Raw genomic sequence first — 15,342 nt, 5'->3', positions numbered from 1 at the left:
TTAACCAATCTTTTGGGATTATGATGATGGTATGTCTTCCACGAATAATTCTGTAATCCCAACGACCCTACTCGAATCCCCGTCGTTCCAGTTGGAGCGCCTCCGCCGCCGCACCCGCGATGGCGTCGAGGCCGCTCTGCAGACCAAGCAGACGACGCTGCGCGAGTACTGGGTCCTTACCTGCCTGGTGGACGCGGATGCCGCGTCGCAGTCCTACCTCTCCGAGACCCTGGCCATTGACGCTTCTGACATGGTGCGTCTTATCGACGCCCTCGAGGACCGCGGCTGGGCCAAGCGCGAGCGCGACCCGAAGGATCGCCGCCGCCAGATCGTCGCGTCTACCAAGAAGGGCGCAAAGGTCCACAAGGACTTGGCGGAGCTTGTTTCCGCCGCCGAGGACGAGGCTTTGGATGAGTCCACCAATAAGCAGCTCAAGCACCTGCGTAAGTTGGCCAAGTCCATCATTGCTGCGGACGAAGAAGAGGCATAAATGGCAGGACCCGAATCGTTCGTCCCGCAGCAGTACCTTCTAGGTAGCGCGGCGCCGCAGCCGCGCACGCTGTGGGACATCATCACGGCCACCGCGGAAATGCATCCAGACGCCGCCGCGCTTGACGACGGCGAGATCATCACCTACTCCGAGCTCATCCACGAGGTCGAGCTGTGGGCCGCCGAGCTGCACGCCAATGGCGTCCGCCGAGGCGATCGCATCGGCATCCGGATGACCTCCGGCAAGCGCGAGCTCTACCTCGCCATTTTGGCGACCCTGGCGGCGGGCGCGGCCTACGTGCCTGTCGACGCCGACGACCCAGACGAGCGCGCTGAGATGGTCTTCGGCGAGGCCGATATCGATGGCGTCTTTACGGACGAGGGCTTCCGCTTCCTGCGCGATTCCGCGCGCCCGGACGCCCCAGCCGAGGAGTCCAATGCCCCGCTCCCAGAAGACACCGCGTGGATCATCTTCACCTCCGGTTCTACTGGCAAGCCGAAGGGCGTGGCCGTGAGCCACCGTTCCGCGGCTGCCTTCGTGGATGCCGAGGCCAGCCTCTTTTTGGTAAACCACCCGCACGGGCCGCTCGGCCCGGAGGATCGCGTGCTCGCCGGGCTGTCCGTCGCCTTCGATGCCTCCTGCGAGGAAATGTGGCTGGCCTGGGGCCACGGTGGCTGCTTGGTCCCGGCGCCGCGATCCCTGGTGCGCTCCGGCATGGATTTGGGTCCGTGGCTCATCCGCCGCGATATCACCGTCGTGTCCACCGTGCCTACCCTGGCGGGCCTGTGGCCGGCCGAGGCGCTGGATAATATCCGCCTGCTTATCGTCGGTGGCGAAGCCTGCTCGCAGGAACTGGTAGACCGCCTGGCCACCGAGGACCGCGAGATGTGGAATACCTACGGCCCTACCGAGGCCACCGTCGTCGCCTGTGCGCAGCAGATGCTGCCCGGCCGGCCGGTGTCCATTGGCTTGCCGTTGAATGGGTGGGACCTGGTGGTCGTCGATAAGCAGAGCATGCCTGTGGAAATGGGCGGCGTCGGCGAGCTGGTGATTGGCGGCGTGGGACTGGCGTCCTACCTGGATCCGGCCAAGGACGCGGAAAAGTACGCCCCGCTGGAGTCGATGGGCTGGCAGCGTGCGTATCGCACCGGTGACCACGTGCGCCTGGAGGAAGACGGACTGTACTTCGTCGGCCGCGTGGATGACCAGGTGAAGATTGGTGGGCGTCGCATTGAGCTCGGCGAGGTTGAAGCGAACGTCGCAGCGCTGGATAACGTCTATAACTCGGCCGTGGCCGTGCAAAAGACCCCGGGCGGCGAGTCCGTTCTGGTGGGCTATGTTTCCCTCGAGGATGAGGCCAAGGGCTTCGATCATGAGGCCGCGCACGCTCGCCTGGCCGATACCATGCCGGCCGCGCTCGTCCCGCGCATCTGTGTGATGGAAGAGCTGCCGGTGCGTACCTCCGGCAAGGTGGATAAGAAAGCCCTGCCATGGCCGCTGCCTGGAGTGGGCGTGGAATCAACCACGCTGACCGAGACTGAGAAGTGGCTCGCGGAACTGTGGGTAGAAACGCTCGGCGTGTCGGTGGAGGACGAGAACGCCGATTTCTTCTCGCTTGGCGGCACCTCGTTGGCGGCCGCGACCCTCGTGGGTCATATCAGAGAGCGCTACCCCAACGTGGCGGTGCGCGACCTCTACGACCACCCGCGCTTGGGTTCGCTGGCCGAGCTCATCGCCGGTGCCGAGCCGCGCCCCGCGGCTGCTGACGTCCCCATGCGCGAGGTCACCAAGGTCGACTTCGGCACCCGCCTCGCCCAGACCCTGATTCAGATCCCCGTCATGACGCTGGCCGCATCCAGCTGGCTGGCCTGGCTCATGTTGGGTTCCACCGTGGCGGCATCGCTGGGTTTCGAGTGGGCCACTGCTTTCCCGTGGTGGCTGGTCATTGCCATGCTCATCGTCTTTGTCACCCCAATCGGCCGCATCCCCATCGGCGGCTACGGCGCGCGTCTTATTACGGCCGGCATCAAGCCGGGCGATTACCCGCGCGGCGGTTCGACGCACCTGCGCATCTGGGCGGCCGAGCGCTGGGCTAATGCCTCCGGCGCGAGCTCCCTGGCCGGTGCCACGCGCGTGAATAACTACGCCCGCGCGCTCGGCGTCAAAGTCAAGCGCGGCGTGGATCTGCACTCCCTGCCGCCGGTTACCGGCATGCTCACGCTGGGCAAGCACGCCGCCATCGAGCCCGAAGTGGACCTTTCCGGTTATTGGCTGGACGGCGATATCTTGCATGTGGGCACCATCGACGTCAAGGAAGGCGCTCGCGTGGGCGCGCGCTCCACGCTGCTGCCTGGCACCGTGGTGGGCAAGTATGCCCACGTGGAGGCCGGTTCCACCGTTACCGGCCGCAAGAAAATCAAGGACGGCCAGCGCTGGTCGGGCTCACCTGCCAAGAAGGTGGGCCGCTCCAAGCACCGCTTCCCGTCCCATACGCCAAAGCGCCGGCCGTGGTGGGTGGCTATTTATGACGCCACCTCCGTCCTCCTCGCCATCCAGCCGGTTGTTGCGCTGGCGATAGGCGCGGCCATCGTCCTCGCCCTTGTGCATTCCACGGGCGGCGATAGCTTCGTCGGCGCGATCTTCTTCGCGCCCGTCGGCGCGCTGGCGGCCTTTGCCACCTATATGCTGCAGACCTGGCTGGGCGTGCGCATTCTCTCGCTGGGTATTAGCCCAAGCGTAGCACCCGTGCGCTCGGTCACGGGCTGGCGCCTGTGGGCCATCGAGCGCCTCATGGACGAGGCTCGCACCAAGCTCTTTCCGCTCTATGCCTCCCAGCTGACCCCAGCATGGCTGCGCTCGCTCGGCGCGGAGATTGGCGCCAACGTGGAAATCTCCACCGCGGTGATGATCCCCAAGCTCACCGAGGTCAAAGAGGGCGCCTTCCTGGCCGATGACACCATGATCGGCGGCTACGAGCTCGGCGGCGGCTGGATGCGCACCGGCGAGACCAAGGTGGGCAAGCGCTCCTTCGTGGGCAACTCCGGCATCACCGCACCCGGCCGCAAGCTATCCAAGAACTCGCTGGTTGCCGTGCTTTCTTCTACCCCGAAAAAGACGAAGGCCGGCGCCAACTGGTGGGGTGCGCCACCAGAGCGCATGCGCCGCGTGACCGTGGAGGTGGACTCCCCCGCCAACTCGGGTGAGGCGCTGACCTATAACCCGGGCTTTGCCGTCAAGGCCGCCCGCGGCGTGGTGGAAACCATGCGCCTTTTGGCACCGATGTTTTCTGCCATGCTGCTCGCGGCAACCCTCAGCGTCTACAACTTGCTTCTCGACTCCCTCGGCTTCCCCCTCACCTGGCTCCTCTCCGGCCTCGTGCTCATGGGCATGGGTGCGGTGGCCATGGCCGTCACCGTCGCGGTGAAGTGGATCTGCGTGGGCAAGCACCGCGCGGCCGACCACCCACTGTGGTCCGCCTTTGTCTGGCTCAATGAGCTGCAGGATACCTTCGTGGAGGTCGTCGCCGCGCCGTGGTTCTTCCAGCACACCTACGGCTCCGGCGAGATCAACCTGGGGCTGCGCGCCCTCGGCGTGGAAATCGGCCGTGGTGCGTGGATCGATTCCTACTGGTTCCCGGAAACGGACCTCATCCGCATCGGTGAGGCCGCCACCGTGGGCCCTGGCACCGTGGTGCAAACCCACCTTTTCCAGGACCGCGTGATGAGCCTGGATACCGTCACCGTCGAAGCCGGATCTACACTGGCCTCCCATTCGGTGGCGCTGCCTGCCTCACTGATTGGCAAGGCCTCCACCGTAGGCCCCGGCTCGCTGGTTATGCGCGGCGACCGCGTTCCCACCAACGCCGTATGGCAGGGCAACCCCATCGAGCCGTGGAAGCGCTAGGCCGCCGGCAGTAACCTGCGCCCTACCGCGCGAAGTCCTGATACTTAATCATTTCGCCGGACTTGAAGTCCCAGGCCTCCACCCGGACACGGTCAACAAAGACCTTGACCCGCAGTCCGGTGGAGGCCTCTTCCTTTTCCTTGACGATTTTCTCGTCATTATCGCCATCCGGCAGGTACTCATTGAGGATGGCGCCGGTGTTGACCACCGGGAAGCCGGTGCGGCCAGCCTCACCGGTACCGTCGTAGCGGCGGGTTCCCCACCAGTTATTTTGGTGCAGCGAGGAATGGCTGTGGCTGCTAAACCACACGATGTTGTTGTATTTATTAACCACATTGGATAGCGCCTCGAGGTCCTCAAAGTCATTCTGGTACCACGCCGAATGCGACATCGATACCGTCTGCGGCAAAAGAGGATGACTAAAGACCAACGCCGGAGTGCCCTTAGCATCCCAATAAGCCAGGCGCTCATCTAGCCAATCGAGCTGCTCCTTGCTGATGCGCTGGAACGGCTCCTTGCCGTGGCGCAGAATATCGGAATAAAACTCGGTATTCACCGAAATCAGTGGCACTCCGTCAACTACCTCTTCCTTCCACGGTTTATCCTGGCCGGAGTATTTGAGGAAGCGCTCGAGGTACGTCTCAGATCCTTCCTTGCCATACATTTCGTGGTTGCCGATGGTCCACAATTCCTTGCCCGAATCGTGCGGCACCTCGCTGTGCGCAGCCAAGAAATCATCCCACTGCTGCTGCGAGCCATCATCGACGAGGTCGCCGTTGAGCACCAGCGCCCCGGCCTTGTCCTCCATACCGTTCAACTGGCGGACCGCGTCTTTGTAGTCTTGGGGGTCACCCTGGACGTCGGAAAGCACGTCCACGGTAGCCTGCGGCGAGCCTTTGAGCTCACCCAGCGGCTTGACGACGCCCACGTTATCCACCGCCCACCACCAGTCATCATTGCCGTTGTTGTAGCTGAAGCTAACCTGCATATTCTTCGCGCCAGCCGGCACGTCCACGCCAATGGACTCATGCTTGGAGAAGACATCCTTATCAAAGACGGCGATTTCCTGGGCTTCCCCACCATCGAAGGAGACAGTCACCGTGGCATTTTGCCCGTCCTTGCCCTGGCGGTAATGGTGGTCGAATTCCAAATTCACCCGCTCCTGCCCCGCTACAGGGATAGCCGGGCTTTCCAACTTGGCGGTCATGGAATCGCCCTCGGCCAAGCGCTGCTGCTTGTTGTCGATGATGGCGAAGGTGTCATGCGCTTGGGTGAAGTAGTGGCGCATATCGGTACCGGACGCCCAAGTCCAGTGGCGCATATCGCCAAAGGTCCAGCCCTTCCAGCGGGCCTCGCCCGAGTCCACGCCCTGCACGTCGGTCTTCCACCCCTCCGGCGCGTGGTGGGTAAACCATGCCGGGGTATCCACCCCGTCGAAGCTTTCCTGCCACAGCACGCGCGATTCTGTGCCTTCCCCCGGCTGCACATCGTCTCCCGCCGAGGACCCCTCGGACGAGCCCTGGGAGGACCCCCAGGAAGAGCCCAACGACGAATCCAAAGAAGAACCAAAGGAGGAACCCGGAAGCGAGGACTGGGCCGCTGCAACGGGCGCGCCCACCATTCCGGTGAGCGCCAGGACAGATGAGAAAGCACAGAGTTTATTTTTCATAATTCAATTTCTATCCGGCCTGGGCAACGACACGGTTACATATACGTAAACTCTTGGCAAGCACTACATGCCTGCCAAGAGTCCTCGCTTTGAGTTCAGCGTGAATTTAGGCGTGACGGTCTAGCCAGTCCACGACGGTATCGAGAGCCTGATCGGCAGCAGGCTCATTAAAAACCTCGTGCTTCTGCCCCTCCCAGGTCACGTACTCCACGTCCTTGGAGGAGATGGAGTTATACCAATCCTGGGAGAAGTACGGCGGAACGATGCCGTCTTTGGTGCCGTGCATGATGAGCGTCGGTGCGGTGAAGAGGTCCGCATTGACGGCGTCATAGTTTGCAATCGCCGCCAGCTGCAGAGCGGTACCTGCGCTGGTCTTCTGCGCGATGAGCGGGCTCGAGGCATACTCGTCTTTCACCGCTTGGTTAGTGGAGATGCCATCCGTAAACGGATTAGAGAACTTAATGTCCTTGCTCCACTCCGGCGATTGTGCGCCGATTTCAGTGCGGTGCGGAATCAGGTTCTGCGCATAGTGCGCGTTAAAGCTGGTGAGCTGGGCTAGCGGCAAGCGCTCAAAGATGGTGGGATCCAGCTTCTTCTGGGTCTCCGAAATATCATCCGGGGTGATATTCTTTCCGGCCACATTTTTGCCCGAAAGGTTCAGCGGCGCCCCGCCACCGTTGGTAATGATGCCATCGACCTTGCCCGGCTCACGGATGCCATAGGCCTCCACGGTCAGCGAGCCCATCGAGTGGCCCAGCAGGAAGGTCTTTACTCCCTGATTTTCCTCCTTGGCCATGTCCACCACATGGTCAAAATCATCGAGGATGTACTGGAAATTATCGATGTGCCCCAGAGGCACGCTGCCGCCAGCGGACTTGCCGTGCCCGCGGTGGTCTACACGGTAGACGTTGTAGCCCGCATCCAGCAGGCGCTTGGCGACGTAATCATATCGCCCCGAGTGTTCAGAAACACCGTGCGCAAGAACCACCGCACCGCGTGGGTTGGCCACCTTCTGCTTGCGGTAGTAGATCTTGACGCCCTCGCCGTGAGCGCTGTCGAAGTAGCCCTCCTCATCGGATACCTGCTTGTCAGAGACGGTCGGGCGCCCCAATACATCTGGTTTCTGGTCTGCCGCTGGCGCCGGTGCCTCTTGGGCGCCCGCGCCTACTGTAAGCGTTCCGGATACCGCCACTGGTGCCGCCATGACAGCAGCCGCCGTCAAGCAAGCGGTTAAATGCTTCTTCATCATCACTGTCTCCTCTTGGTGTTGTAACGCATAATCATTTCCCAGATGAGATTGAGATAACAGTGATGCTAAATATTCTGAGACGGAGACCACAAATAGTTTTCGACAATGCTACCTACGTTTCCGTAACATAACCGCACGGAAATAGCCCTTTAAAATCCCCAAATTTCCGGGAAACTATTCCTCTCCATTTACCCCCTTTTGGTACCCCTAAAACAAAAAGCGGGAAACCCGGACTTACCGAGTTTCCCGCCTAATGTGCGGCTAATTTAGCTCAACCTAGTCACCAATCTGGTCGCGACCACGCTTCACGATGTTCTCATCAACCTCGCCCACCAGCTCGTGGTCCTTGTTCGTGTACTCGAACTTGGACAGTACGTAGCGCATCGCATTAATACGGGCACGCTTTTTGTCGTTGGACTTAATGGTGATCCACGGCGACTCTTCCGTATCCGTGTAGCGGAACTGCTCTTCCTTCGCACGGGTGTAGTCATCCCACTTATCCAGTGAAGCCAAGTCCATCGGGGATAGCTTCCACTGGCGCACCGGGTCGATCTGGCGAATGGCGAAGCGGGTGCGCTGCTCCTTACGGGTAACCGAGAACCACAACTTGGTCAAGGAGATACCCGAACCCAGAATCATGTTCTCCAGCATCGGAACCTCGCGGAGGAACTCCGCGTGCTGGCTTTCGGTACAAAAGCCCATCACGCGCTCCACACCGGAGCGGTTGTACCAAGAGCGGTCAAAAAAGACGATTTCGCCACCGGCTGGGAAGTGTTCAATATAGCGCTGGAAATACCACGAGGTGGACTCACGCGGCGACGGCTTCTCCAATGCCACGGTGCGAGCACCACGCGGGTTCAGGTGCTCATTAAAGCGCTTGATGGTGCCACCCTTGCCGGCCGCATCGCGACCCTCAAAGATAATGATGTGGCGCTGGCCAGTTTCCTTGGTCCAGTTCTGCCACTTCAGCAACTCAATCTGCAGCGCGCGCTTAACGGACTCGTACTCATCGCGAGTCATACGTTCATCGTAAGGATAATTTTCACGCCAAGTCTGAACCGGGGAACCGTCCGGCATGATCAGCGAAGGATCATCCTCATCAGTTCCATCGACGACGTAGCCGTCAGTTTTTGCCAGGTCGATCTCGGGAAGGTCGTCGTCTTTAATATCAGCCATGCATTAAGTGTAACCCGAATATAGACATCTAGCGCGCTAAATTTTCGCTTTTACCCCTGCACGGAATGGTCCACAAAACAAAAAAGAAGGCCTACCAAAATGGCAGGCCTTCTTGCTTCAGTGAGCTTTAAAGCTCAGAGCTGAAGTAGTTCTTATGCGAACATACCGATCAGCTGGGAAGCACCCTTAGCAACCTCGGTCAGCGGCTCAATGAGGGTGTAAGCAGCATTGAACAGGCCACCGAAGATGTCGAAAGCAAAGTTCAGAGTAGAGGAAAGGTTCTCCATTTTAGTGTCTCCTTAGAAAATTAGAGCTGGTTGAATTAGTTGGAGCTGAGAGCCGGAAGAGCTGCGTCAACTACCTCAAGGGAGGTCTTGAAAGAGTCGAAAGCATTAGCAATGCCAGCCCAGTTGGACAGACCCTCGACAACCTTGTGCCAGCCTTCCCAGGTGTTGACGAAGTTGTCCAGGTGCATCTGGATGGTGGAGAGATCCATGTTTGAACTCCTAAAATAGATCCGAAGCTATCTTGCCCCGGAGGGGTTTGCAGTTTGCAGACACCCTCAGTGGGCGTCACAAGAGATATTTTGGCACAAGTTTGAACGAAATCAAGTCAAATTTGCATAGATATCCCGATACGCAGGCAACTTAATAAGGATAAGTTTATACCTTATAGCAGTCGTTAAATATTTTTACCTTAATTGAAAGCCCGCTGAACTGGGCTTTTATTTCACACTTTATATAGCTAAGCTAAATAGGACTTAACACTGTAACGCTTTCCGGTGTAACGAACGATAGGTAGGCGCAAAACCCACCCCCTGAGAGCGAAAAACTTTTTTAATTTCCGCCCCTTCAGTTACCCCTATACGGGGTCAATGGGGCGCATGGTTCGCGTGTTAAAAGTTGTGGCGGCGATTGTCACACCACTTTCCGCGGTGGATTGCCTGAGTTTTCTTTGCATTAAGGACCAAATCGAAACCGTCTATGACGAGCGATTTTCGGAAAACCTTTCCGTAAAGCAGTGCTGCCATATCGCATTAATTAACCAAAGTGCTGCAGACACGCCGAAGCGCCCCGCTTCATGCGCTCAAAAGCACAGAAACGGGGCGCTCAGAAGGGGCTAGAGGGCTCTAAAAGTGCCCTAATACCTCCCTTTCGGGACCTAGAAGCCCATGCCGCCCATGGCGTCAGCATCCGGCATGCCGTTGTTGGCGCCGGCCGGCTCAGGCTTATCGGCGACGACAGCCTCGGTGGTCAGGAACAAAGCTGCAATGGATGCAGCATTCTGCAGTGCGGAGCGGGTGACCTTGACCGGATCATTGATGCCAGCCTCCATGAGATTGACGTACTCACCGGTAGCAGCGTTCAGGCCCTCGCCTGCTGGCAGGGAGGCAACCTTATCTGCCACAACACCCGGCTCCAGACCAGCGTTGTGTGCAATCTGCTTCAGCGGTGCGGACAGGGCCTCGCGCACGATCTTGACGCCAGTAGCCTCATCGCCCTTGAGATCATCCAAGGAATCCAGGACGGCAGCAGCCTGCAGCAGTGCTACGCCGCCGCCGGCAACGATTCCTTCTTCCACGGCAGCCTTTGCATTGCGGACTGCGTCCTCAATGCGGTGCTTGCGCTCCTTGAGCTCAACCTCGGTAGCGGCACCGACCTTGAGGACAGCAACGCCGCCGGAGAGCTTAGCCAAGCGCTCCTGCAGCTTCTCGCGGTCGTAATCGGAATCGGAGCTTTCGATCTCGGCACGGATCTGCTTGATGCGGCCATCGATCTGCTCCTGGGAACCAGCACCCTGAACGATGGTGGTCTCGTCCTTGGTGACGACAACCTTGCGTGCCTGGCCCAGGTACTCGAGCTCGGCGGTCTCGAGGGAGAGGCCGACCTCCTCGGAGATAACCTGGCCGCCGGTGAGGATGGCCATGTCCTGCAGGGTGGCCTTGCGGCGGTCGCCGAAGCCCGGTGCCTTAACCGCAACGGACTTAAAGGTGCCGCGGATCTTGTTCACAACGAGGGTGGATAGGGCCTCGCCCTCAACATCTTCAGCGATGATGAGCAGCGGCTTGCCGGACTGCATAACCTTCTCCAGCAGCGGAACCAGGTCCTTGATGTTGGAGATCTTGGAGGAAACCAGCAGGATGTACGGATCCTCCAGGACTGCCTCCTGACGCTCCATATCGGTAGCGAAGTAGCCGGAGATGTAGCCCTTATCAAAGCGCATACCCTCAGTTACTTCGAGGTCAACACCAAAGGTATTGGACTCTTCCACGGTGATAACGGAGTCCTTGTTTACGGAGCCGTTGCCCACGGTGTACATAGCCTCAGCGATCTTCTCGCCGATGGCCGGGTCAGCAGCGGAGATGCCAGCGGTGGTAGCGATCTGCTCCTGGGTTTCTACTTCCTTGGCGGAAGACAGCAGGGAGTCCACAACCTTCTTGGTTGCGGTCTCGATGCCGCGCTTGATGCCCATTGGGTTGGAACCTGCGGCTACGTTGCGCAGACCCTCGCGTACTAGAGCCTGTGCCAGCACGGTTGCGGTGGTGGTGCCGTCGCCTGCGACGTCGTCAGTCTTCTTAGCAACTTCCTTGACCAGCTCGGCGCCGATCTTCTCGTAAGCATCCTCGAGCTCGATTTCGCGAGCGATGGAAACACCGTCATTGGTAATGGTCGGGGCGCCCCAGGACTTTTCCAGGACAACGTTGCGGCCCTTGGGGCCGAGGGTGACCTTGACGGCGTCGGCAAGCGTGTTTAGGCCGCGCTCAAGGCCGCGGCGGGCCTCTTCATCAAAAGCGATAATCTTTGCCATTGTGTTTGTGCTCCTTGGTTTATTGAGGACGACACTCACGTCTTTCTCGCTGCGGACGCCCGCGACGGCATGGCTGGTGAGTGTGAACCAACCTCAACCACAACGATGTAGATTTATCTAGCACTCATACTGTGCGAGTGCTAACGACCATTCTGGCACTCTCCCACCGCGACTGCAAGAAAAAATGGCGCCCCCGCGAAGGGACGCCATTATATAAGGAATGGTTCAGAGACTAGGAGCTCTTCACCGTGCGTTTGGTCCAGCGGTAGATAAACGTTAGCGCGATAATAAAGAGGACCACGCCCACCACGGTGGCGGAGGCGCCACCCTCAAAGATTTCCAGTGGGCTCTCGCCACCCGCGGCGGCGATGATGCCGGCGTTGACCACGCCGAACAGGGACTCACCTACAATGAGGCCGGTGGCCAGGAGGGTACCCATACGCTTGGCAAACTCCGGGTGAGATTGCTTCGCGGCCCACTTGTCATAGAAGGTGCCCAGGATGGCACCGATGGGGATGACGATGGTCAGGGCGGCCGGTAGGTACATGCCCATGCCGGCGGCCAGTGGGGACAGCGAGTACTTATCGGTGAACTTGCGCAGGAGCTCGTCAATAATAATAAGGACAGCGCCAATGGCCATACCGATGAAGATGAGGTTCCAATCCAACGAGCTATCGAAGATGCCGGAGGCAACGGAGGACATCAGGGCGGCCTGCGGGGCGGCCAAGGCGTCTTCGCCGGCGCCTTCCATACCTTGGAAGCCGAAGCCGTTGAGCATGACCTGCAGAATCGGCGGGATGACCAAGGAGCCAAAGACCACTCCGATAATGAGCGCTACCTGCTGCTTCCACGGAGTAGCGCCGACAAGCTGACCGGTCTTGAGGTCCTGCAGGTTGTCATTAGAAATGGTAGCAATGCCAAAGACGATGGCCGCGGTGAAGAGCGTGTAGGCCACCAAAGACAAAGGATCCGCAGTGGTGCCGCGGGTGACGGCCGCGATGAGCAGCGAGGCAGCGAGCACGGCAATGATGCCAATGGAGGAAATTGGCGAGTTAGATGCACCAATCAGGCCGGCCATGTAACCGCACACGGAGGCGATAATCAGGCCCACCAGCAGGGTAAAGAGGACGGATACAGTAATGAGCACGGCCATGTGGTCGTGAATATCAGTACCGCGCACAAAGTCCCACAACAGCAACGCGATAGGCACCATGAACGCCACGATGGTGGTGGCGACATAGGGGAAGGGAATATCGCGCTCGGTGACGTCCACGGCGGAACCGGACTTGCGCGCACGCGAGGAGGCTAGGGACTGGCGGATGCCCACAGCAATGGGAGCGGCAATCTTCAGCAGGGTCCATATGGCGGCGATGGCCATGGTGCCCACGCCGATGAAGCGGATGTCATCGGAAAAGGTGGTATCGACGACGTCGGCAAGCGCGGTGGCCCCCGTAATATCGCCGGTGGTGAAAATGGGCAGCAAAATGAAGTAGGAAATCACCACGCCGACCAGCATGGCAATGCCTACCGGCAGGCCCACCAAGTGGCCGACGCCGATAAGGGCAGTAGAAAGGCTTGTACCCAGGGTGGTCGCGCCGGCGCCGAGCTTGAAATAGGCGGTGACCTCGGAGGCGGCGGCCTTCATTGCGGTCAGCAACGCCATTACGGCCGAGGTAATGCCACCGGCGACGATGACGCGCAGGCCCTTGGCATTTTCTTCCTGGCTGGTGCCGGAAGTATTTTCATCGCCCACCTTGAGGACCTCGGCCGCAGCCACACCCTCCGGGTAGGGCAGATCGGAGCCGGTGACCAAAGCGCGGCGCAGCGGGATGGAATACATCACGCCCAGCACGCCGCCGATGATGCACACGCCGGCCGTCTGCAGGAAGCCAAAGCCCTGCCAGTACCCCACCATCACCAGGCCCGGGAGGACGAAGATGATGGCGGACAGGGTGCCCGCAGCAGAGGCGATGGTCTGCACGATGTTGTTTTCTTTAATGTTGTGGCCCTTGAACCGGCGCAGCACCGCCATGGAAATCACGGCGGCCGGGATGGAGGTAGCAAAGGTCAAGCCCACCTTCAGGCCTAAGTACACGTTGGCAGCGGTGAAGATGAGGGTAATCAGGCCACCGATAATGATGCCGCGCAGAGTCAGCTCGGGCAAGGTGGCCTTGGAACCTGCGGCGGATGATGCGTTCGCCATGCCAGGTCCTTTCTATTCTCGGCTATGAAAGTTTCTCGTTTCACCCTGCGTAGCAAACCGCGGCCTGCCACGTCCGTTTCTGTCTGTTTGGCGCCGGTTTCTTCCCGGAATAGGGTCCGAACGGGCAAAATCCGCACAGGGTGGAATGAAAAAATTTTAGTTCACCACCCCAGTGTTTTCCTATTCCGGTTGCTCTATAGCTTGGGGCGGGCGGGTACCGTAGAGAACATGACTGCACTTAATGAAAGCATTCGCAACGATCGCGAGACCATTTTCCGCCAGCTCAGCGAGCTCGTGGCCTTTAATTCCGTCCACGACGAGGAAGGTTTGGAGGACCAGACCAAGGGCGCAAGCCAGTGGGTTAAGTCCGCACTGGAAGAAGCCGGAGTGAGCGTGGAAACCATCACCACGGCCGATGGCTCCACCGCCATCTTGGGCGAGCGCAAGGGCGATGAAGGCGCCAAGACGGTACTGCTGTACTCCCACTATGACGTGGTGCCGGCCGGCAACCGCGAGGCTTGGGAATCCGATCCGTTCACCCTTACCGAGCGCGAGGCCGCCGATGGCTCCACCCGCTGGTATGGCCGCGGCGCCGCCGACTGCAAGGGCAATGTGGCCATGCACTTGGCCGCTCTGCGCGCGGTGGACAATAACGGCGGCACCAAGGCGAACCTGAAGTACCTCATCGAGGGCTCCGAGGAGCGCGGCGGCGAGGGCTTGTCCCAGCTCATCAAGGACCGCCCGGAGCTTTTTGCTGCCGACGCCATCCTCATCGCCGATGCGGGCAACGCCGCTGTGGGCCAGCCGACCTTGACCACGTCCCTGCGCGGCGGCGCGCAGATTGGCGTGCAGGTCGATACCTTGGCCTCCGCCGTGCACTCCGGCCAGTTTGGCGGCGCGGCACCGGATGCCGCCAAGGCGCTGATGCGCGCCATCGACTCCCTGTCCGATGAGTACGGCCGCACCGTTATCGACGGCGTGGGTACCACCGCCGAGTGGTCCGGCCAGGAGTACCCGGCCGAAGCCTTCCGCGCCGATGCGCAGCTGCTGGAGGGCACCAAGATCATGGGCGAAGACGACCCGGCCGGTGCCACCCCGGTGGCCAACATGGTCTGGTCCCGCCCGGCCATTACCGTGACCGGCTTTACCTCCACCCCGGTTTCGGAGGCGGTCAATGCCGTGCCCGCCACCGCTTCCGCCCAGCTCAACCTGCGCGTTCCGGCCGGTGCCGATGCCGCCGCGATTGCCGACGCCGTCTGTGATCACCTCCGCGCCCACACCCCATGGGGCGCCCATGTTAAGGCCGAGGTACTGGAATCCAACGCTGGCTTTGCCACTGATCCCGAAAAGCCAGCCGCTGCCCTGCTGGGCGAGTGCCTGTCTGAGGCTTATGGCAAGGAAACGGCCGCACAGGGCATGGGCGGCTCCATTCCGCTGACCACCGAGCTGCAGGAGGCTCACCCCAACGCGGAGATCGCTCTCTACGGCGTGGAGGAGCCAAAGTGCACGATCCACTCCGCCAATGAGTCCGTCGACCCCACCGAGATCGAGAACATCGCCGCCGCGGAAGCACTCTTCTTGCAGCGCTATTCCTAAGGCTTGCGCCCCCTAGCCCAGCCTGGGCCCTACCTACCGCCGCGGCGCTGCGGCGTACCCCGCTCCCCAAGGAGCGGGGTTTCTTTATGCCGCAAAACAGCAGCATATAATACAGTGCCAAAAATAATTCTTTCCAAGCCGTAGAAAAGCCGGTAAAATGGCAAAAAGCTGGCCCCGCGCTCGGCCATGTTGCTTGCACTATGCCACCGCGGCGTACTCAGCGGCGTGCGGCTCGTGAATGTTCTCGT

10 protein-coding genes are annotated in these 15,342 nt (G+C 60.2%); 3 read left to right on the top strand and 7 right to left on the bottom strand.

The window, feature by feature from the left end; genetic code table 11:
- The first annotated feature begins 31 nt into the window (after positions 1 to 31).
- Together RAE04_RS07015 and RAE04_RS07010 are read left to right on the top strand one after the other, a co-directional pair.
- Positions 32 to 490 carry a MarR family winged helix-turn-helix transcriptional regulator gene (locus RAE04_RS07015; RefSeq protein ID WP_317026881.1) on the top strand — a complete coding sequence of 153 codons (459 nt, stop codon included), beginning with the start codon at positions 32 to 34 and terminating at the stop codon, positions 488 to 490.
- Positions 491 to 4,393 carry a Pls/PosA family non-ribosomal peptide synthetase gene (locus RAE04_RS07010; protein ID WP_317026880.1) on the top strand — a complete coding sequence of 1,301 codons (3,903 nt, stop codon included), beginning with the start codon at positions 491 to 493 and terminating at the stop codon, positions 4,391 to 4,393.
- A 22-nt stretch (positions 4,394 to 4,415) separates the two neighbouring features.
- Here RAE04_RS07010 and RAE04_RS07005 read toward each other — a convergent pair whose 3' ends face one another.
- From RAE04_RS07005 to RAE04_RS06975, 7 genes are all read right to left on the bottom strand, one after another.
- Positions 4,416 to 6,062 (bottom strand): metallophosphoesterase family protein, encoded by a 1,647-nt coding sequence (locus RAE04_RS07005; protein ID WP_317026879.1) that lies wholly within the window; start codon positions 6,060 to 6,062, stop codon positions 4,416 to 4,418.
- Between the two features lie 106 nt (positions 6,063 to 6,168).
- Positions 6,169 to 7,311 (bottom strand): alpha/beta hydrolase, encoded by a 1,143-nt coding sequence (locus tag RAE04_RS07000; RefSeq protein WP_317026878.1) that lies wholly within the window; start codon positions 7,309 to 7,311, stop codon positions 6,169 to 6,171.
- Positions 7,312 to 7,587: 276 nt separating this feature from the next.
- On the bottom strand, positions 7,588 to 8,487 hold the full coding sequence (gene ppk2, locus RAE04_RS06995) for a polyphosphate kinase 2 (RefSeq protein ID WP_023019951.1): 900 nt from the start codon (positions 8,485 to 8,487) through the stop codon (positions 7,588 to 7,590).
- Positions 8,488 to 8,639: 152 nt separating this feature from the next.
- Positions 8,640 to 8,774: a hypothetical protein gene (locus tag RAE04_RS06990; protein ID WP_255632127.1), complete on the bottom strand. Its 135-nt coding sequence runs from the start codon at positions 8,772 to 8,774 to the stop codon at positions 8,640 to 8,642.
- A 35-nt stretch (positions 8,775 to 8,809) separates the two neighbouring features.
- Positions 8,810 to 8,983 (bottom strand): hypothetical protein, encoded by a 174-nt coding sequence (locus RAE04_RS06985; protein WP_161798934.1) that lies wholly within the window; start codon positions 8,981 to 8,983, stop codon positions 8,810 to 8,812.
- 665 nt (positions 8,984 to 9,648) lie between these two features.
- Entirely contained in the window at positions 9,649 to 11,295 is a 1,647-nt protein-coding gene (gene groL, locus RAE04_RS06980; RefSeq protein WP_049377919.1) for a chaperonin GroEL, read from the bottom strand.
- A gap of 232 nt (positions 11,296 to 11,527) precedes the next feature.
- Complete coding sequence (locus RAE04_RS06975) at positions 11,528 to 13,498, bottom strand: OPT family oligopeptide transporter (RefSeq protein WP_317026877.1); 1,971 nt, start codon at positions 13,496 to 13,498, stop codon at positions 11,528 to 11,530.
- 228 nt (positions 13,499 to 13,726) lie between these two features.
- On the opposite strand from RAE04_RS06975, the gene RAE04_RS06970 reads away from it, so the two are divergent.
- Positions 13,727 to 15,094 carry a M20/M25/M40 family metallo-hydrolase gene (locus tag RAE04_RS06970; RefSeq protein WP_317026876.1) on the top strand — a complete coding sequence of 456 codons (1,368 nt, stop codon included), beginning with the start codon at positions 13,727 to 13,729 and terminating at the stop codon, positions 15,092 to 15,094.
- The last annotated feature ends 248 nt before the right edge of the window (positions 15,095 to 15,342 follow it).

Source organism: Corynebacterium sp. CTNIH16 (assembly GCF_032821655.1).
Classification (GTDB): Bacteria; Actinomycetota; Actinomycetes; order Mycobacteriales; family Mycobacteriaceae; genus Corynebacterium; species Corynebacterium marquesiae.
The sequence above is the reverse complement of the archived record's forward strand: the minus strand, read 5'-3'. Positions and strand labels throughout refer to the sequence as shown.

Excerpts from the sequence above, each read along its gene's own strand:
- groL (WP_049377919.1), bottom strand. The coding sequence starts at position 11,295 with ATGGCAAAGATTATCGCTTTTGATGAAGAGGCCCGCCGCGGCCTTGAG.
- RAE04_RS07005 (WP_317026879.1), bottom strand. The coding sequence starts at position 6,062 with ATGAAAAATAAACTCTGTGCTTTCTCATCTGTCCTGGCGCTCACCGGA.
- RAE04_RS06970 (WP_317026876.1), top strand. The coding sequence starts at position 13,727 with ATGACTGCACTTAATGAAAGCATTCGCAACGATCGCGAGACCATTTTC.
- RAE04_RS06975 (WP_317026877.1), bottom strand. The coding sequence starts at position 13,498 with ATGGCGAACGCATCATCCGCCGCAGGTTCCAAGGCCACCTTGCCCGAG.
- RAE04_RS06985 (WP_161798934.1), bottom strand. The coding sequence starts at position 8,983 with ATGGATCTCTCCACCATCCAGATGCACCTGGACAACTTCGTCAACACC.
- RAE04_RS07010 (WP_317026880.1), top strand. The coding sequence starts at position 491 with ATGGCAGGACCCGAATCGTTCGTCCCGCAGCAGTACCTTCTAGGTAGC.
- RAE04_RS06990 (WP_255632127.1), bottom strand. The coding sequence starts at position 8,774 with ATGGAGAACCTTTCCTCTACTCTGAACTTTGCTTTCGACATCTTCGGT.
- ppk2 (WP_023019951.1), bottom strand. The coding sequence starts at position 8,487 with ATGGCTGATATTAAAGACGACGACCTTCCCGAGATCGACCTGGCAAAA.
- RAE04_RS07000 (WP_317026878.1), bottom strand. The coding sequence starts at position 7,311 with ATGATGAAGAAGCATTTAACCGCTTGCTTGACGGCGGCTGCTGTCATG.
- RAE04_RS07015 (WP_317026881.1), top strand. The coding sequence starts at position 32 with ATGTCTTCCACGAATAATTCTGTAATCCCAACGACCCTACTCGAATCC.